Source organism: Streptomyces griseorubiginosus (assembly GCF_017614965.1).
Lineage (GTDB): Bacteria > Actinomycetota > Actinomycetes > Streptomycetales > Streptomycetaceae > Streptomyces > Streptomyces griseorubiginosus_B.
Genome location: NZ_WVUG01000188.1, coordinates 1 through 17118, shown reverse-complemented (window position 1 = coordinate 17118; position 17118 = coordinate 1). Strand labels below are relative to the sequence as shown.

13 protein-coding genes and 1 pseudogene are annotated in these 17118 nt (G+C 72.1%); 6 read left to right on the top strand and 8 right to left on the bottom strand.

Annotation, left to right across the window (positions count from 1 at the left end; all coding sequences use genetic code 11):
• On the bottom strand, positions 1 to 1344 hold a 1344-nt coding region (locus GRC12_RS28945), incomplete at its 3' end, for a nitrate- and nitrite sensing domain-containing protein (protein ID WP_208782310.1).
• A gap of 188 nt (positions 1345 to 1532) precedes the next feature.
• Entirely contained in the window at positions 1533 to 2711 is a 1179-nt protein-coding gene (locus tag GRC12_RS28940) for a DUF5685 family protein (RefSeq protein ID WP_208782309.1), read from the bottom strand.
• 310 nt (positions 2712 to 3021) lie between these two features.
• On the opposite strand from GRC12_RS28940, the gene GRC12_RS28935 reads away from it, so the two are divergent.
• The gene (locus GRC12_RS28935) at positions 3022 to 3462 is read left to right on the top strand and encodes a cell division protein SepF (protein WP_133047262.1); all 441 of its coding nucleotides are present in this window, start codon (positions 3022 to 3024) and stop codon (positions 3460 to 3462) included.
• A 37-nt stretch (positions 3463 to 3499) separates the two neighbouring features.
• Here GRC12_RS28935 and GRC12_RS28930 read toward each other — a convergent pair whose 3' ends face one another.
• The gene (locus GRC12_RS28930) at positions 3500 to 4690 is read right to left on the bottom strand and encodes an acyl-CoA dehydrogenase family protein (RefSeq protein WP_208782308.1); all 1191 of its coding nucleotides are present in this window, start codon (positions 4688 to 4690) and stop codon (positions 3500 to 3502) included.
• Positions 4691 to 4825: 135 nt separating this feature from the next.
• Positions 4826 to 6433 carry an MFS transporter gene (locus GRC12_RS28925; RefSeq protein ID WP_208782307.1) on the bottom strand — a complete coding sequence of 536 codons (1608 nt, stop codon included), beginning with the start codon at positions 6431 to 6433 and terminating at the stop codon, positions 4826 to 4828.
• A gap of 261 nt (positions 6434 to 6694) precedes the next feature.
• On the opposite strand from GRC12_RS28925, the gene GRC12_RS28920 reads away from it, so the two are divergent.
• Together GRC12_RS28920 and GRC12_RS28915 are read left to right on the top strand one after the other, a co-directional pair.
• Positions 6695 to 7954 carry a mannosyltransferase family protein gene (locus GRC12_RS28920; protein WP_208782306.1) on the top strand — a complete coding sequence of 420 codons (1260 nt, stop codon included), beginning with the start codon at positions 6695 to 6697 and terminating at the stop codon, positions 7952 to 7954.
• 237 nt (positions 7955 to 8191) lie between these two features.
• Positions 8192 to 9208 (top strand): phosphatase PAP2 family protein, encoded by a 1017-nt coding sequence (locus tag GRC12_RS28915; RefSeq protein WP_208782305.1) that lies wholly within the window; start codon positions 8192 to 8194, stop codon positions 9206 to 9208.
• A 95-nt stretch (positions 9209 to 9303) separates the two neighbouring features.
• On the opposite strand, the gene GRC12_RS28910 is transcribed toward GRC12_RS28915, so the two are convergent.
• Complete coding sequence (locus GRC12_RS28910) at positions 9304 to 9519, bottom strand: I78 family peptidase inhibitor (RefSeq protein ID WP_208782304.1); 216 nt, start codon at positions 9517 to 9519, stop codon at positions 9304 to 9306.
• Positions 9520 to 9958: 439 nt separating this feature from the next.
• On the opposite strand from GRC12_RS28910, the pseudogene ctaD reads away from it, so the two are divergent.
• Positions 9959 to 11641, top strand: a pseudogene (ctaD, locus tag GRC12_RS28905) (aa3-type cytochrome oxidase subunit I); the annotation flags it as partial.
• Here ctaD and GRC12_RS28900 read toward each other — a convergent pair.
• From GRC12_RS28900 to GRC12_RS28890, 3 genes are read right to left on the bottom strand one after another with little or no spacing between them, the layout of a single operon-like run.
• On the bottom strand, positions 11529 to 12572 hold the full coding sequence (locus GRC12_RS28900) for a helix-turn-helix transcriptional regulator (RefSeq protein ID WP_208782303.1): 1044 nt from the start codon (positions 12570 to 12572) through the stop codon (positions 11529 to 11531). The pseudogene ctaD and the gene GRC12_RS28900 overlap by 113 nt on opposite strands.
• A 14-nt stretch (positions 12573 to 12586) precedes the next feature.
• Positions 12587 to 13888 carry an ABC transporter substrate-binding protein gene (locus tag GRC12_RS28895; RefSeq protein ID WP_208782302.1) on the bottom strand — a complete coding sequence of 434 codons (1302 nt, stop codon included), beginning with the start codon at positions 13886 to 13888 and terminating at the stop codon, positions 12587 to 12589.
• On the bottom strand, positions 13857 to 14435 hold the full coding sequence (locus GRC12_RS28890) for a hypothetical protein (RefSeq protein WP_208782301.1): 579 nt from the start codon (positions 14433 to 14435) through the stop codon (positions 13857 to 13859). Before GRC12_RS28890 ends, GRC12_RS28895 begins: the two co-directional genes overlap by 32 nt.
• 131 nt (positions 14436 to 14566) lie before the next feature.
• Here GRC12_RS28890 and GRC12_RS28885 point away from each other — a divergent pair, with 131 nt between their 5' ends.
• Positions 14567 to 15043 (top strand): hypothetical protein, encoded by a 477-nt coding sequence (locus GRC12_RS28885; protein ID WP_208782300.1) that lies wholly within the window; start codon positions 14567 to 14569, stop codon positions 15041 to 15043.
• A partial coding sequence (locus GRC12_RS28880; RefSeq protein WP_244373920.1) for an ABC transporter permease subunit occupies positions 15043 to 17118 on the top strand: 2076 nt, incomplete at its 3' end. The genes GRC12_RS28885 and GRC12_RS28880, both read left to right, overlap by 1 nt.

Here is a 17118-nt window from a genome sequence, read left to right as displayed (position 1 = left end):
GGCCGGGTCGGCGTCCTCGTGCTCCAGCTTGTTGATGAAGCTGATCTGCCGACGGACCAGGTTCTGGTTGCGGCGGCCCAGGCTGACCAGGGAGTCGGTGGCGTTGCGGCGCAGCACGGCCTGTTCGGTGGCGAGGTCGAATGCGGCGCGCTGGACGCGGTCGAAGGCCTCGGCCACCTCGCGCACCTCGGCGCCCGTCCTGCCGGGGAGGGTCAGTGGGGCGGGTGGTTCGGGGGTCTCCCCCGAGGCGGTGTTCTGTACGGCGGCGACGGCGCGCGGCAGTCGTTCGCCGGCCATCTCCCTGGCCTGTTGGGCGAGTTCGACGAGCGGCGCGGAGACGGACCGTACACAGTCGAGGGCCAGGGCGCCGAGCGCGGCGACGGTGCCGAGGGCGAGCAGTGCGAACAGCAGCAGGTCGCGCTGGGCGGCGCTCTCCAGTTCGGCGGCGCGGTTCTCGACGTCGGTGCCGAGCGAGACCTGCACCTGGCGCAGTCCGTTGATGGTGGAGGTCGCGGCGTCCCACCAGGCCATCGGCGGGATGGCGCGGGAGCCGAGCCGTCCGCCGCCGTGCACCGCGGTGCTCTCGTACGCCAGCATGCGCTCGGCGTCCGGTGTGGTCAGGGCCGCGTTCAGGCGCCGCTCCTGGGCGGCGGTGGCCGAGCGCGGGAAGGCGGCGAGGGCGGCGAGCCGGCCGGCCCGGATCTGCATGAAGCGGCTGTAGTCCTCGCCGTGGAACTTCCCGCCGCGCACCGAGCCGAGCACGATGGCGCGCTCCTCGCCGGTGAACTCCTTGGCGTTGCCGAGGGTCTGCAGCGACTGGTAGGCGTCGCGCAGGGGGCCGTCGTGGACCTCCTCGAGGCCGAGGTCGAGCCGGTCGAGGACGGTGATGGTGGTGGTGAAGTAGTCGAAGGTGTCCTTCACGACGCCGGTGTGGTCGTCCGCGTGACCGCGGACCGCGGCGAGTCCGTCGAGCCGTCCGAGCGACTCGCGCACGGAGTCGGCGGCGCGGTCGCCGCGGCCCTTCAGCGCCTTGTCCAGCGCGGTGCGGGCGGCGTCGGTGGCCCCGCGCTGGGCGGGCAGCTTGGCCTTGAACTGCCAGACACCGCCGACGTATCCGGTGGTGAGGCCGCGTTCCTTCTGCAGCTCGTGGACGAGGCCCTGGAGGGTGATCTCCAGGCGGGCGTTGTCCTCGGTCGCGGATGCGTTGCGGTAGGCGGAGATCTGCTCGCCGGCGGCGAGCCCGAGCAGCGCCAGCAGGACCGCCAGGGCGAGGACGAGGATCCTCAGCAGTCTGGTGCGGATGCTGGTGGTCGCTCGGGATGTGACGCTTGCTGTGACGTCCACGGAAGTGCCTTATATGAGGGGCGGGTCGGGGGGAGGAAGAAACTGTTCTGCTCCCGCCCAACGACCCTCACGAGGCGACGGTCACCGGATCATGTTCTTGTTTTACGTCCCGGAAACAGGATCTCCGGGAAACACCAGGTGGCCTCCTGACCGCGCGCATCCCGTATACGCCAGTGTCGGTAGCCGGTTCAGCAACCGCAGTCGCAGCCGCAGTCACAGCAGTCGCATCCGTCGCACTCCCCGCAGCACTGGCAGCAGTTGCAGCAGTCCCCGCAGTCCGCGCAGTCGGAGCAGCTCGCGTCGCGGCACAGTCCGTCCCTGCGCTCACGGCTCCACGGGTCCTCGTACTCGCCGCAGCACAACTGGCAGGTGCAGGCCAGCCCCGCCCACACCGCGCACCCCGCGAGCAGTCCGCGCCCGTCGCGCCGGGGCGGCTCGGGCGGCGGACCGCCGGGGGAGCCGGGCGGCGCGTACGGTCCCGCGAGCGAGGGCGTCGAGCGGTGCGCGCAGGACGCCGTACCGAAGGCCCGGTCGACGGAGGCTCGCAGTTCGTGCACGAGCAGCCGGTGCGCCAGCTTCCCGTCAGCGAACTCCGCCTCCCGCAGCGCGAGCCGGATCCCGTGCAGCGCGTCGTCCGCGAGCCGTCGTGCCTCGGTGAGCGGGGTCCCGGTCGCGGTGAGCGGGTTCCAGGCACCCGACGCCGCGTCAGCTTCCCTGTCCTCCACGGCGTCCAGCAGATGCGCGAGCCGCCCGAACAGCCGTCCGGCCTCGGCCAGCGGCTCGGCGTTGCGGGGCCTGCCTGCGAGAACGGCCGTGTGGGCGAAGGCCGCGGCGGTCGCGGTCTCGGTCGGCTCGGTGACCGTGAGCAGGGGTGTACCCGGTCCGGCGAGCGCCTCGATGCCCAGCTGCCGGTCCACGGCGTCCACCAGCACGGCCGTGTCGAAGCCGACGTCGGCTCCCGTACGGGCCCCCGCCGCGCCCCAGCTCGCGGCGACCCGGCGGGCCGCGAGCGCCACGGGCCTTCGCGCCAGCAACCCGTCGCGGTCGGCGACATGGTCGCGCACCTTGGCCGAGGCGAGCACGAGGGAGACGGCGGCCGCGAGCCGCGCGCCCTCCCCGCGGGCGACGGAGGCGGTGCGCATTCCGCGCAAGGGGCACGGGCCCGCCGTACGCCGCCAGGTGCCCGCCTTTTCCGCCTGAGCCTCCGTCAGAACGGATATGAGGAGCCCGTCGTAGTTGGTGACGACCCGAGCGAACTGTCCGTGGTCCCCGCGCAGCGCGAGACACAGTCCGCACAAGTGCGCCATCCACTGGGACTTGAGATTCTCACCGAGCCGATGGGCGCAGGGTCTGACGATTCCGAACATGGTGATCCCCCGTGACGCGTGTGACTTCCCGGGCCGTTGACACGGCCCTGAGCTGCCGCATCGTATCGACCGCCCGTTCACCCGGACGCACCGTCCATCACCCGTACGCCACGAAGAATCATATTTCACTCACAGTCAGCAGCCGCATACATCAAGACCCTTGGGGCACCCGGGCTCTCGACGTATTCGCTGTGCACCAGTACCGTCACAAACCCCCCGCGCGGCGTCTATCCACTTGGCGCGACGTCCGCATCATGGATGACCATAGGGATGCGGAAAGCAAGAAAGACCGCTGTGAGAGGAGGCGTCCATGGGATCGGTACGCAAAGCGAGTGCCTGGCTCGGCCTCGTCGACGACAACGACGACGAGCGTTACTACGACGACGACTACTCCGAAGGGACCGAGCAGCCCGGGGATGCCTGGGTCACCGACCCGCGGGTCAAGGTGGCCTCGGACGTCGCCGAGGAGAAGGGCCGCCGCATCGGCACGGTGACCCCGGACAGCTTCCGGGACGCGCGCGCCATCGGCGAGCTGTTCCGTGAGGGCGTCCCGGTGATCGTGAACCTCACGGCCATGGAGGCGGCCGACGCCAAGCGTGTCGTCGACTTCGCGGCCGGGCTGACCTTCGGCCTGCGCGGCACCATCGAGCGGGTCGCCAACCGGGTCTTCCTGCTGACCCCGGCGAACACCGAGATCGTCAGCGGCGAGCCGGCCGCGCGCCGCGAGGACGGTTTCTACAACCAGAGCTGAGGCAGGGCCGCTCACCGGCCCTGCCCCCGCGCGGGCTTCACCGGAAGGCGTCGAGCCCGGTGAGTGCCTTGCCCAGCACGAGCTGGTGCATCTCGACGGTGCCCTCGTACGTCAGCACCGACTCGAGGTTGGTCGCGTGCCGCATGACGGGGTATTCGAGGGAGATCCCGTTGGCGCCGAGGATCGTACGGGCCGTCCGGCAGATCTCGATGGCCTCGCGCACGTTGTTGAGCTTGCCGAAGCTGACCTGCTCGGGACGCAGGCGGCCGGCGTCCATGCGCCGCCCGAGGTGATGGGCGAGCAGGATCCCCTTGTGCAGTTCGACCGCCATGTCGGCCAGCTTGGCCTGGGTGAGCTGGAAGCCGCCGATGGGCCGCCCGAACTGCTCCCGCGTCTTCGCGTAGTCCACCGCGGCCTCGAAACAGGACCGGGCCGCGCCCATCGCGCCCCACACGATCCCGTACCGGGCGTGGGACAGACAGCTCAGCGGTCCCTTGAGCCCCACGACCTCCGGCAGGACGGCGTCGCCGGGCAGCCGTACGTCGTCGAGCACGAGTTCGCTCGTCACGCTCGCCCGCAGTGACCACTTGTGCTTGATCTCGGGCGCGGAGAACCCGGCACTGTCGGTGGGCACGACGAACCCGCGGATCCCCTCCTCCGTCTGCGCCCACACCACGGCCACCCCGGCGACGGAGCCGTTGGTGATCCACATCTTCCGTCCGCTGAGCACCCAGTCGGTGCCGTCGCGCTTGGCGGAGGTCCGCATGGAGGCGGGGTCGGACCCGTGATCGGGTTCGGTGAGTCCGAAGCACCCGATGACCTCACCGCTCGCCATCCGCGGCAGCCAGGTCTGCTTCTGCTCCTCGCTGCCGAACCGGTGGACGGCGTACATGGCGAGTGATCCCTGCACGGAGAGCAGAGACCGGATCCCGGAGTCGGCGGCCTCCAGTTCCAGGCAGGCGAGCCCGTACTGCACGGCACTGGCCCCGGCGCACCCGTACCCGTCGAGGGACATGCCGAGGGCTCCGATGCCGCCGAGTTCCCTGGCCAGCTCCCTGATCCCGGGCAGCTCGCCCTTCTCGTACCACTCGGCGACCCATGGCAGCACCCGGTCCGCCGCCCAGGCCCGCACGGTGTCCCGCACCGCAAGGTCCTCGGGTTCCAGCAGGTCGTCGATGCCGAGGGGGTCGGCGGGGTCGAACGGGGGCAACTTCGAGGACGCGGACATCAGAACACCCTCCGGCACACGAAAACTAGCAGCGCTAGTTACGACTCTGGGGCCGACGTTACGACGCAGTGTCCCGCACGTCCAGTGAGCGGCCTGCGCGGAGAGGTGAGCGGCCTCCGCGGAGAGGTGCGCGGGCTACGCGGAGACACGGGACTGAGCGACCTCCCGGGGCGCCGGCAGCTCCACCGGTGCCGCCGCCTCCGCGCACTGCATGACCCGCGGCAGCCGCAGCGCCATCACCGCGCCCAGCAGCAACAGGCCCGCGCTGACCAGCAGCGTCACATGCAGTCCGTGCACGAAGGAGTCCCGGGCCGCGCGGCGCAGGGCGACTCCGACCGGGCCGCCGAGACGCCCGGCGACATCGTAGGCCTCGCCCAGCGAGTGCGCCGCGGAGGCCGACGCGGAGGCGGGGACCCCGGGTACCGAGGACAGGCCGGGCGCGTACGCCGCGTTCATGACGCTGCCGAGCAGCGCGATCCCGATCCCCGCGCCCAGCTGGTACGAGGTCTCCCCGACCGCCGCCGCGCCACCGGCCTGGGCCGGCGGGGCCTCGCTCAGCATCGACTCGTACGCCCCGAAGAGCGTCGTCTCCAGCCCGAAGCCGAGCAGGACGAAGCCGAACAGCAGCAGGCCCGGGTTGTCGGTGGCGCCCATCAGCGTCAGCAGCAGCACCGCCCCCGCCGTCACACAGAACCCGAAGCACACCATCCGCCGCGGCCCGAACCTGCGCAGCATCCGCGCCCCCGCGAGCCCGGCGGCCATCGCCGCGAAGGTCAGCGGCAGCAGCCGCAGGCCCGTCTGGAGCGGCGACAGCTCGAGCACCAGCTGCAGATACTGCGCCGCGATGAGTTCCAGGCCCACCAGCGCGAGCATCGCCAGCACGATGCAGCCGACCGAGGTGCTGAACGCCGGACGGGCGAACATGCCGAGGTCGACCAGCGGATGCGTGCGCCGGCGCTGCCGCCGTACGAAGAGCACCAGCAGCACCGCGCCCACCACCAGGGGGGCCAGGGTGAACGCGCTGCCCGCCGGCTCCCCGCCGCCGAGCCGCTTCACCCCGAACACGACGCCGAAGAGCCCGGCGGCGGCCATCAGCGCGCCGACCACGTCCCAGGGCCCGTCGCCCGAGCCCCGCGACTCCGGCAGCAGCATCCGCCCCACCGGCAGGCTGACCAGCATCAGCGGGATGTTGACGAGGAAGACCGAGCCCCACCAGAAGTGCTCGAGCAGGAAGCCGCCGAGCAGCGGCCCGACCGCCGCGCCGACCGCGGCGACCGCGCTCCACACGCCGATCGCCAGCGCCCGCTCCCGCCGGTCGGGGAAGACCTGGCGCAGGATCGACAGCGTGGCCGGCATGATCATCGCGCCGCCGACGCCGAGCAGCGCCCGGGCGAGGATGAGGATCTGCGGATCGCGGGCGAGCGCCGCCAGAGCGGAGGCGATGCCGAAGAGGCCGTAGCCGAGGAGCAGGATCCGTCTGCGGCCCACGCGGTCGCCCAGCGTGCCGAAGAGGATCAGCAGCGAGGCGCAGACGAGGGGGTAGACGTCGACGATCCAGAGCAGCTCTATCGCGCCGGGCCTGAGGTCCTCGGTGACCGCCGGGACCGCGACGTGCAGCACGGTCGCGTCGACCGCGACCAGCAGCAGGCTCACACAGAGCACGACGAGGACGACCCAGCGGTTGGCACCGGCCCCGGCCGCCCGACGGCGCAGCGCTGCTGCGGCCGTGGTCGTCCCGGACATGTACGTACCTCCCAGATGCTTCCTCGCGTTCGGCGGGCATCGCGGGGTGGGGACTCCCCGTGATCTCGGCCGGGGAGGAGCGGCTGTCCCCGGCCCGCGCAACGAAGGCGAGTGACTCGTCAGCGTACGCGAGTTCGCGCCACGTTCACGTGGCGGACCTCTCAGACGCGTACAGAACTCGTGTGGCGTGCGCCACTCCCCCTCAGCCGGGAGCACGCGGCACCGGGTCCGCCGGTTCCGGCCCCGTCGATAATCGAGCCCGTGACGGATCTTGCGACGCGCCCCGCGCCACCCGCCGGCCGGGCCCTGCGCCGCGCGGCCCCGGCCCTCCTCGGGTACGCGGCCGTGCGCGCGCTGGGCCTGCTCGTGCTGGCGGTGTGGAGCGGTGCGCGCGGCAAGAGCGCGTACACGCTGCTGACGGCCCGCTGGGACTCGCTGTGGTACACGCGGGTCGCCGAACTCGGTTACGGCTACCAGGTACGGCTGCCGAACGGGGACGTGCACTCCAACCTGGCCTTCTTCCCGCTGCTGCCCTGGCTGGAGCGGCTGCTGCACGCGTTCACTCCCCTGTCGTACGCCGGCGCGGGTTTCGCCGTCAGCCTGCTCGCCTCGCTCGCGGCGGCCCTGGGGATCTACGCGGTCGCGGAGCTGGTGCACGGCCGCCGGGCCGCGGTGTGCGCCGTGCTGCTGTGGGCCGTGCTGCCCGTGGGGATCGTGCAGTCGATGGCGTACAGCGAGTCGCTGTTCACCGCGCTCGCCGCCTGGTCGCTGTACGCGGTGCTGACCGGCCGCTGGCCGGCGGCGGGCGCGCTGGCCGCGCTGGCCGGGCTGACCCGGCCGGTCGGGCTGGCCGTCGTGGCGGCGGTGTGGGTCGCCGGCATCACCTCTTTCGTGCGGAACCGGAGCGCGCCGGACGCGGACGGCGCCCTCGCGGGCGCTCACGCCCCTGCGTCGCCCGCAGAGGGGCCCCTGGAGCGCGTCCCGCCGCCAAGAGGCGCCGGAACCCCTGCGCGCGCCCCCACGGCCGTACAGCGCGCGCTGGCGCTTCTGCTCGCCCCGCTGGGCGCCGCCGGCTACGTCCTGTGGGTCGGCCACCGCACCGGCAAGGGCCCACTGGGCTATCTGGACGTCCAGGCGGGCTGGCGCAACGGCTTCGACGGGGGCGTCGCCTTCGCGCGCTTCGTCGCCGACAAGTTCGCGTCGTTCCCCTCGGCCCTCGCGGGCATCGGGATCATCGTCGGGGTCGGGCTCGTGGTGTGGCTGTACGTCGTCTGCGTACGGCAGCGCCAGCCGGTTCCGCTGCTGGTGTACGCGGGCGTGGTGACCGCGCTCGCGCTGTGCGCCTCGAGCTACTTCGGCTCGAAACCGCGCCTGCTGCTGCCCGCCTTCCCGCTGCTGCTGCCGCTCGCCGTCGCCCTGGCCCGGGCTCGTACGCGCAGGTCGGCGCTGGTGCTGGGCGGTGTCGCGGTGGCGTCGGCCGTGTACGGAGCGTTCTGGCTGAACGGCTCCGGTCCGCCCTGATCGACCCTGGCGCCGCGTGAGCGTCCAGGTAAATCCCGGCCAGCTTTCGGTGAACGAATTCATAAGCCGCAGAAAACTGATTCCCGTAATGATCAAAGGAAATGAAGGGCCCGGCGGCCCGTCATTGCGGATTCCCTGGAAATAAACCCCTCGTTGAGAGGAATCCCACATCACATCGTCATCACAAACCCGCTGAAGAGACGGAGAACTTACCTCACTGGCTGTAACGTCGATTGGGTGCGTACCGAACGAAACCTCACCCGTCTGGACCGGGTGTTCGCCAGACTGGACCGGGAGCCGGAACGACCGGCGAACCTCGATGTCCCGAAGATGAGCCGGCACCGGGTGGCGCTGCTGACCGGCACCCTGGCGTTCTACCTGGCGATCGTGTGGGCCGTGGTGACCACCTCCTGGCTCGTCCGCCTGGACTGGCAGGTCATGTTCTTCCGGCCGTACCAGCAGTGGCACGGCATCCACTGGTTCGTCGACTACTACGTGGTCCTCGGCCAGCGTGGCCCGACCGCCGTGATGGTCGCGGCCTGGCTGGGCTGGCGCTCGTGGCGGCAGCACACGCTGCGTCCGCTGCTGACGCTGGGCACCGCGCTGCTGCTGCTGAACATCTCCGTCGGCGCCGCGAAGCTCGGCATGGGCCGCCTCGGCCCGCACTACGCGACCACGATCGGCTCGAACGAGATGGGTCTGGGCGGCGATATATTTCCCAGCGGCCACACCGCCAACGCCGTCGTGACCTGGGGAATCCTGGCGTATCTCGCCTCCACCCCGAGGGCCCGCCGCTGGCTGTCGGCGATCTCCGCCGTGACCTCGCTGGGCGTCGGGATGGCCACCGTCTACCTGGGTACGCACTGGCTGAGCGACGTCCTGCTGGGCTGGGCTGCCGGTCTGCTGGTCCTGCTCGCCCTGCCCTGGTGCGAACCGCTCATCGCCCGCGCCGAGGTCGAGCTGTTCGACCTGCGCGACCGCTGGCGGGCCCGCAAGGCCGCCACGGCACCCGCACCGGCCCCGGCCCCGGCCGGCTCGCCGGTGCTGCTCACACCGCGGACGACGGCTCAGGACGAGGCCTCGCACGAGCCGGCGGCCCGCTCGCCCCGGGCGCCCGTCTATCTCGCCCCCGGCCCGCACACGGCCCGCTCCGAGCGCACGCCGGTGACCCCGGTGGGCAGTCGGCGGCCACCCCACCCCGACCGCGTCTCCCGCGGCACACCGGCCTCGGCCCGCCCCGTGACGGGCGGCTGAGCGGCTCCAGGACAGCGGGGCCCGGTACGCACAATCCACGCCCCGCACGACGAAGGCCCCAGCCCCCTCATCGAGGGACCGGGGCCTTCGTGCGGTCAGCCCTTCCAGGACCGCACCACCAGGCCGTCCTTCACCTCGAAGTTCAGCCGCCCCTGGCGGTACTCCATCGTGATGATCGCCCCCGGCGGCAGGGAGCGCACCGTGGCCCAGCCGCGCTCCCGCGCGCGCCGCTCGGCGCCTGCCTGGTCGAGGCCGACATACGCGTCCGGACTGTCCTCGGGCTCCGCCTGCGGAGTGGGAATCGGTGCCATGCCGCCACGCTAGGCCCTGCCCCCGGCAGGCGGAACCCCGGACCGCCACGACCGGTCCCACGTGCCCCTCCGGTCACACTTCTGTCACAGGATCACGACGCGTGTTTCGGCGGCGCCGAGTCACACGTACGAGCGGTTTCGTACGCCTTCCGCAGTCAATCGAACGTAATTCCCGCGTGTCGCTCGGGCTTGTCCAATACCCGGGCGGAAAGTGCCGTGAGAACGGCCCCCGGTCGCCGCCGGATTCGATTCCGGGCCGATTCCGGGCGCCGGTCGCGGGAGCTGACACCGCAGAGGAAATACACGGATCCGGCACACAACCCCCGCACACCCACTGTCGCGGCGCACGCCGAGGCGCGCATCATGGCGTGAGCTCGCGAGCGAGCGCACGCGGGCTGCAGCGGACCCGGTGCGCGACGAGCGAAGGGGCGAGCGAACGATGGGGACCCAGACCGTGCGGACGGCGGCGCGACCCGTACCGCACAAGCAGCGCGGCCGGCTGGTCGTCGACTGGCTGACCACCACCGACCACAAGAAGATCGGGCACCTCTACCTGATCACCTCGTTCGTGTTCTTCCTGGTCGGCGGGGTGATGGCGCTGCTGATGCGGGCCGAACTCGCCCGTCCCGGGCTGCAGATCCTGAGCAACCAGGAGTACAACCAGCTGTTCACGATGCACGGCACGATCATGCTGCTGCTGTTCGCCACCCCGTCCTTCGCGGGCTTCGCCAACGAGCTGATGCCGCTGCAGATCGGCGCCCCCGACGTGGCGTTCCCCCGGCTGAACATGTTCTCGTACTGGCTGTTCCTGTTCGGCGGTCTGATCGTGCTCGGCTCGCTGCTCACGCCCGACGGGGCCGCCGCCTTCGGCTGGTTCGCCTACGCACCGCTCAACGACTCGGCGCACTCCCCCGGTCTCGGCCCCGACCTGTGGATCATGGGGCTGGCGCTGGCCGGGTTCGGCACGATCCTCGGCGCGGTCAACTTCATCACGACGATCATCGGGATGCGCGCGCCCGGCATGACGATGTTCCGGATGCCGATCTTCACCTGGAACACGCTGTTCACGTCGATCCTGATCCTGCTGGCGTTCCCGGTGCTCGCGGCGGCGCTGCTGGTGCTGGAGGCGGACCGGCGCTTCGGCGCGCAGGTCTTCGAACCCGCCAACGGCGGGGCGCTGCTGTGGCAGCACCTGTTCTGGTTCTTCGGGCATCCCGAGGTGTACATCATCGCGCTGCCGTTCTTCGGGATCATCACGGAGATCATCCCGGTCTTCGCCCGCAAGCCGATCTTCGGCTATCTGACGCTGGTCGGGGCGACGATGTCGATCACCGGGCTCTCGGTGGTCGTGTGGGCGCACCACATGTTCGTCACCGGCGCCGTGCTGCTGCCGTTCTTCTCCTTCATGAGCTTCCTGATCGCCGTCCCCACGGGCGTGAAGTTCTTCAACTGGACCGGGACGATGATCAAGGGTTCGCTGTCCTTCGAGACGCCGATGCTGTGGGCGGCCGGCTTCCTGGTGACGTTCCTCTTCGGCGGTCTGACCGGGGTGCTGCTGGCGTCGCCGCCGCTGGACTTCCACGTCTCGGACACCTACTTCGTCGTGGCCCACTTCCACTACGTGGTGTTCGGCACGGTCGTCTTCGCGATCTTCGGCGGGCTGTACTTCTGGTGGCCGAAGTTCACCGGGAAGATGCTGGACGAGCGGCTCGGGAAGATCCACTTCTGGACGCTGTTCGTCGGCTTCCACACCACGTTCCTGGTGCAGCACTGGCTGGGCGCGGAGGGCATGCCCCGCCGGTACGCCGACTACCTGGCCGCGGACGGCTTCACCGCCCTGAACACGGTGTCGACGATCGGCGCGCTCCTGCTCGGCATGTCGACGCTGCCGTTCCTCTACAACGTCTGGAAGACCTCGAAGTACGGCGTGCGGGTCGAGACCGACGATCCCTGGGGCTACGGCCGCTCCCTGGAGTGGGCGACCTCCTGCCCGCCGCCCCGGCACAACTTCACCGGCCTGCCGAGGATCCGTTCCGAGTCCCCGGCGTTCGACCTGCACCATCCGGAGTACGCGGCGACCGAGGACGAGCCCCTCGGAGAAGCGCGCGCGACAGCCGGTCCCGAGACGTCCTGATCGCCTCGGTCAGCTCGGCGGGCTCCAGCACCTCGAACTCGAAGCCCGTCATCATCACGTGAATCACCATCACCTCCAGGCTCGCCGCCCCCGTGCGCAGGACACAGGCGTCCGCCCCGTCCGCCTCCAGCGTCCCGGCGCTCGGCGAGATCCGCTCGGCGGCCTCCGCCAGGGGCACGAGCAGACGCACGACGGCCTGGGTGGCGTACGCGCGCGTGGAGACGCCCTTCGAGACGTACGCGGCGAGGTCCTCGGCGGGCGGGGTGCGCGGGGCGAAGCGCGGGCCGTGCGGCGGCCTGGGCGTGATGCGGTCAACGCGGAAGGTCCGCCAGTCCTCGCGCTCCAGGTCCCAGGCGACTAGGTACCAGCGCCGCTCGCTGCAGACGAGTCGGTGGGGTTCGACGGTACGGCGGGTGGCCTGGCCCCCGTGGTCGCTGTACTCGAAGCGCAGGCGCTCGGAGTCCCGGCAGAGGTTGGCCAGTTCGGTCAGGACGGCCGGGTCGACAGCGGAGGGCAGGGGGCCGCGCAGCATCGGCACGGTGAAGGCGTTCAGGGCGCCGACCCGGCGGCGCAGCCGGCTCGGCAGCACCTGCTCCAGCTTGGCGAGGGCCCGTACGGAGGTCTCGCCGATGCCCTCGATGCCCTGCCCGGCGGCCGTGCGCAGGCCGACAGCGACGGCGACGGCCTCGTCGTCGTCCAGCAGCAGCGGCGGCAGCTCGGCGCCCGCGCCCAGCTGGTAGCCGCCCCCCGTGCCGGGGCTGGCGTTGACGGGGTAGCCCAGCTCGCGCAGCCGGTCGACGTCCCGGCGCACGGTGCGCGCGGTGACGCCGAGGCGCTCGGCGAGCTCGGCGCCGGACCAGTCACGGTGCGCCTGGAGCAGCGAGAGCAGACGAAGCAGTCGTGCCGAGGTCTCCAGCATGGTCGAAATCTCTATCAAGGGGAGTACGGCAGTTGCGGCACATCGAAACAGGTGTGGTTCATGTCCCCCTGTGAGACCCAGCCCTCGCCGTCCCTCCAGCGCGCCACCGACAGACAGGTCCGGCGGGTTTTCGGCGGCTCGGGCAGCCGCTCGAAGGTCACGGGCAGCAGCAGCCCGTCGGCGGTGTAGCCGTCGCTGCGGTTCATGAAGCCGTCCACGCACGCGCGCGTGATGCCCGTCCGCGCGCAGGACCTGGCCGCGTCGGTGAACCACATCGCGGCCGCCCAGCCCTCCAGTTGCCACTGGGAGTGCGTCTTCAGGCCCTTGGTCGCGTCCCGGAACTCCCGCACGGCCGCGTTCGCGGTGTCGTCGTAGTCGCGGCTGGCCCCGGTCGCCCACAGGGCGTTGCGGCAGCGCGGCGCGTCCCTGTAGTCGTCCGGGACGGTGGAGGTCCAGTTCTGGACGTTCGTGACCTTGGCGATGACCTTGGCGCCGACCTCGTCCATCGCCTTGCACAGCTGGGCGTTGCCGTGGGTGTCGATGGCGTCGAAGACCAGGTCGGCGCCCTGCTCCTTCAGGTCGGCCGCGGCGGCGCGGAAGTTGGGCAGCGCGAAGTCGACCTGCTCGCTGACGACCTTGTAGCCCTCGGCCTTCAGCCCCTGCTCGACGAGACGGGCGTAGGCGGCGGAGGAGGCCTGGTTGTACGACACCACGGCCGCCGTACGGGCGCCCTGCTTCTGTTTGAAGTACCGGTAGACCTCCGTGCCGCCGTACAGCTTCCCGCCCCAGCCCGGGGTGCCGTTCCTGGGCGCGAGGCTGCCGTAGATGCCGTACAGGTGCGGCCAGGTGTCGTAGGCGGCGCCGATGGGCTGGCCGCCGATGTCGGGTACGCGCGCGTGGGAGACGCGGGGGGCGCCCGCGTAGTCGAGGGCGGTGGTGGCGACCAGGGCGACGACCTTGTCCTCGTCGACCAGCTGGTGGACGCAGGTGTTGTCGCCGACCCCGCTGCCACCGTCGTCGCACTCGCGCACCTGGACGGGGTGCCCGTCGATGCCCCCGTGCGCGTTGAGGCGGTCGAACCAGGCCTTGGCGCCGTCGCGCGGGCCGGTGAAGGCGGCGCCGCCGACCGGGCTGGTCACACTGGTGATGATGCCGACCGGGATCGGTGTGCCGCCGCTCGGCGCGGGCGCGGGTGTACGGGTGTCGTGCTCGAAGTCGCTCTCAGGCAGCCGGCTGCCGCAGGCCGTGCCCAGCAGGAGCAGCAGCGCGGCGGCAGCCGCGCCCTCAGCAGCCCGCGGCCGGCGAACCCGACGCATCGCCGCTCAGCTGGACCAGCGCGCACAGGGTGTTGACGGACACCTTCCAGGTGCCGCCCTGCTGGACCGCGGTCCCGGAGGCCTTCGGCAGCGCGGTGGCGCCCTGCAGGGTCAGCGCGTACGTCACGGTCGCCTTGGTCGGCGAGGTGAACTCGATCGTCTGGACCTGCGCCTGCACCTGACCGCCGCGCTTGTCACCGCTGAAGGCCTTCAGCACCGGCGCCATCCTGTCGCCGTTCTCCAGCACCCTCTGCTTCTCGGCCAGCGACGTCTTCGGGTCGAAGAACTTCTGCCAGTTGGCGGTGATCTCCTGCTTGGCCGCCGCGGGGTCGGCGGGCGCGGTGGCCGGCGCGCTCGTCGCCGGGGTCGCCACGGACGGAGTGGGGGGCGCGCTCTGGCTGCCGCCGCCGCTCTTGTCGCTGCACGCCGCGAGGACGGGGGTGAGGATGAGAACGAGGGCGGCCAGCACCGCCGTACCCCGTCCCGCCGCCCGTGGGCCGCGCCCCCTTCGTGCCTTCCCCTGCCTGAGGTCGCTCCCGAGAACCATCTGGCTCACCACCGGGTGTCGTTCCGGGCAAGGTGCGCCCGGTGCTTTCAGGGTCAGCTTCCAGAAGGCATAGTGCAAGCGATCGGCAGACCTGGGAAGACAGTCAGACGCGTGACGTGTGGGAGCCAGAGATGCGGACAGGCGGACTCCGGAGCGTGCACCCCGTCCTGTGGGCCGGCTGGGCCGCGCTCGCCGCGGGCGCGGTGCTGTGCGTCATCGGCTGGTACGGCGTCTCGGGCGAGCGCTACGCCGAGCGGCAGCTGCCCTATCTGGCCTCCTGCTCGATCCCGGGCGCGGCCCTGATCATCGCGGGGGCGGTGCTGCTCACGCACGGCCGGGGCGCGCTCGCCGCCACGCGCGTCGAGGAGCTGTACGGCCTCCTGGTCGCCGCCGAGCCCTCGGACGCGGACGAGGCGGGGCAGCCGGCCGGTGCGCCCCTCGCGGTCAGCGGGGACCTGCTGATGGTGCCCGGGGGCACGCTCTGGCACCGGGCGGACTGTCCGCTGGTGGCCGGGAAGGTGGAGGCGGTCCCGGTGGACGCCAAGCTCCTGGCCGGCGGCGAACTGGGCCCGTGCCCCATCTGTGAGCCCGTCGAAGAAACCGACTGATGTCGTCACTGACGTACGACCTCACGCTCGCCGGCCTCTCGGTGGGCAGCGCGGCCGCGCTCACCGGGATCGGCCTGATCGTGACGTACCGCGCGACCGGCGTGCTGAACTTCGCTCACGGCGCGATCGCGATGGTGTGCGCTTACGTGCTGCGGCAGTGCGTGGTCGAGTGGGGGTGGCCGCTGTGGCTCGCGGCGACGGCGACCCTCGTCGTCCTGGCACCGGCGATCGGCGTGACCCTGGAGCGGTTCGTCTTCCGCCCGCTCGCGGTCCGGGGCAGCGACCCGGCGCAGACCCTGGTCGCCTCGATCGGTGTCTTCGTGCTGCTGGTCGGCGCGGCGGCGCTGCTGTGGGGGCAGGGGGCCAGGGACGACGCCCCCGAGCTGGTGTCGGCGGACCCCTGGGGGCAGTTGGCGGTGGTCCTCGTCCTGGCGGCCGGTGTCGGAGCGGTGATCCGCTGGACCCGGTTCGGGCGGGAGCTGCGGGCCGTGGTGGACGACCGGCAGCTCGCGGTGCTCGGCGGGATCGACGCGGACCGGGTGGCGGCGGCCGGCTGGGCGTTCGGGTCCTTCACGGCGGGTCTGACGGGCGTACTGCTCGCGCCGTACGTCCGGCTGGACCCGTACGGGCTGCCGCTGCTGGTCATGGAGGTCGTGGCGGTGGCGGTGGCCGCGCGGATGCGCAGTCTGCCGGTCGCCGTGCTGGTGGCGCTCGGCATCGGGGTGGCGCAGAGCCAGCTGACCCGGCTGCACCCGTCGGGCTGGGGCGGGCCCCTGCTGCAGGCGGCCGACGCGAACCTGTTCGTCGTCGCCCTGCTGGTGACGTCCCTGGCGATGCCCCGCGTCGGCACGCGTGACGCCCTGCCCCGCACGGCCACCGCGCGCGTGCCGACACCGCCGGGCGCGTGGATCGTGGCGGTCGTGCTGTTCCTGCTGCCGCTGGGCTTCGCGGGCTCGGACCTGCACACGTCGGTCCAGGTGCCGGCGCTGGGGGTGGTCCTGCTCTCCCTGGTCGTCGTCACGGGCCGCGGCGGCCAGATCTCCCTCGGCCAGGCGGCGTACGCGGGTCTGGGCGCCCTCTTCACGGCCCTTCTCGCCGCAGGCCGCTTCCCGGGCCTGCCCCGCCTCCCGGAACTGGCCGCCCTCGTGGTCGCGGTCGCCCTGGTGGCCCCCCTGGGCCTCCTGACGGGCCGGCCCGCGATCAGTCGCCGGGGCCTCGCCCTCGCCCTGGCGACCTTCGCCGTGGGCGTCGGCGTGAGCCGCTTCGTCTTCGCCCAGCCCTACGCGACGTCCGGCCTGTCCCTGGACCGCCCGGCGGGCTTCGACGGCGACCGCGCGTACTACGTCCTCGAACTGGCGCTGCTGGCGGCGGCGTTGCTCGCGACCCACGCCCTGCGCCGGGGCCGTACCGGCCGGGCGCTGGCCGCGATGCGGGACGACGAGTCGGGGGCGTCGGCGACCGGCGTGCAGGTGCCCTCGCTGAAGCTGCTGGCCTTCGTCTCGGGCGCCGCGCTGGCCGCCCTGGGCGGCGGCATGCTGGGCATGGGGGTGCGCGCCTTCGACCCCGCCGCCTACGACCCCGTGCGCGGCCTCCTCTGGTTCGCCGCGGTGGTGGTCCTGGGCGCCGACAGCACCCTGGGCGCCCTGGCCGCGGCGGCCCTCCTGGTCGGCCTCGACGCGGGCACCCGGGGCGGGGTTGCGGCGGCCCTGATCGGCGTCCTGGCAGCACTGGTGGGCCGCTTCCCGGCCGGCCCGCACGAGGCCTTGCGCACAGCGACGAGCCGCCTGCGGGGCCGGCGGACGGCGACCCTGACGGCACTGGGAGAGCGGGCGAGGAGAAGGACCCGCCCACCCGAACCGTCCGCGATCCGACGGCCGGCGCTGGCCGGGGTGACGGCAGCACCACGTGACAGCACGGCAGTCAGCCGACGGACAGCCGCCGACGGCGCTCCGCCCCCACCAGGGCCACCCGCACCCGACCACGAATCCCGCACGGGTGGTGCGAGTGGGAACACAAACCCGGCCGGAGGCCGGGTGCACCCCCACGCACCCCCACCCGCACCGGCCCTCAAGGCC

Coding starts and splice junctions, on each gene's coding strand:
- GRC12_RS28925 (WP_208782307.1), bottom strand. CDS start 6,433: ATGTCCGGGACGACCACGGCCGCAGCAGCGCTGCGCCGTCGGGCGGCC.
- GRC12_RS28910 (WP_208782304.1), bottom strand. CDS start 9,519: ATGGCACCGATTCCCACTCCGCAGGCGGAGCCCGAGGACAGTCCGGAC.
- GRC12_RS28930 (WP_208782308.1), bottom strand. CDS start 4,690: ATGTCCGCGTCCTCGAAGTTGCCCCCGTTCGACCCCGCCGACCCCCTC.
- GRC12_RS28890 (WP_208782301.1), bottom strand. CDS start 14,435: ATGGTTCTCGGGAGCGACCTCAGGCAGGGGAAGGCACGAAGGGGGCGC.
- GRC12_RS28900 (WP_208782303.1), bottom strand. CDS start 12,572: ATGCTGGAGACCTCGGCACGACTGCTTCGTCTGCTCTCGCTGCTCCAG.
- GRC12_RS28940 (WP_208782309.1), bottom strand. CDS start 2,711: ATGTTCGGAATCGTCAGACCCTGCGCCCATCGGCTCGGTGAGAATCTC.
- GRC12_RS28885 (WP_208782300.1), top strand. CDS start 14,567: ATGCGGACAGGCGGACTCCGGAGCGTGCACCCCGTCCTGTGGGCCGGC.
- GRC12_RS28895 (WP_208782302.1), bottom strand. CDS start 13,888: ATGCGTCGGGTTCGCCGGCCGCGGGCTGCTGAGGGCGCGGCTGCCGCC.
- GRC12_RS28935 (WP_133047262.1), top strand. CDS start 3,022: ATGGGATCGGTACGCAAAGCGAGTGCCTGGCTCGGCCTCGTCGACGAC.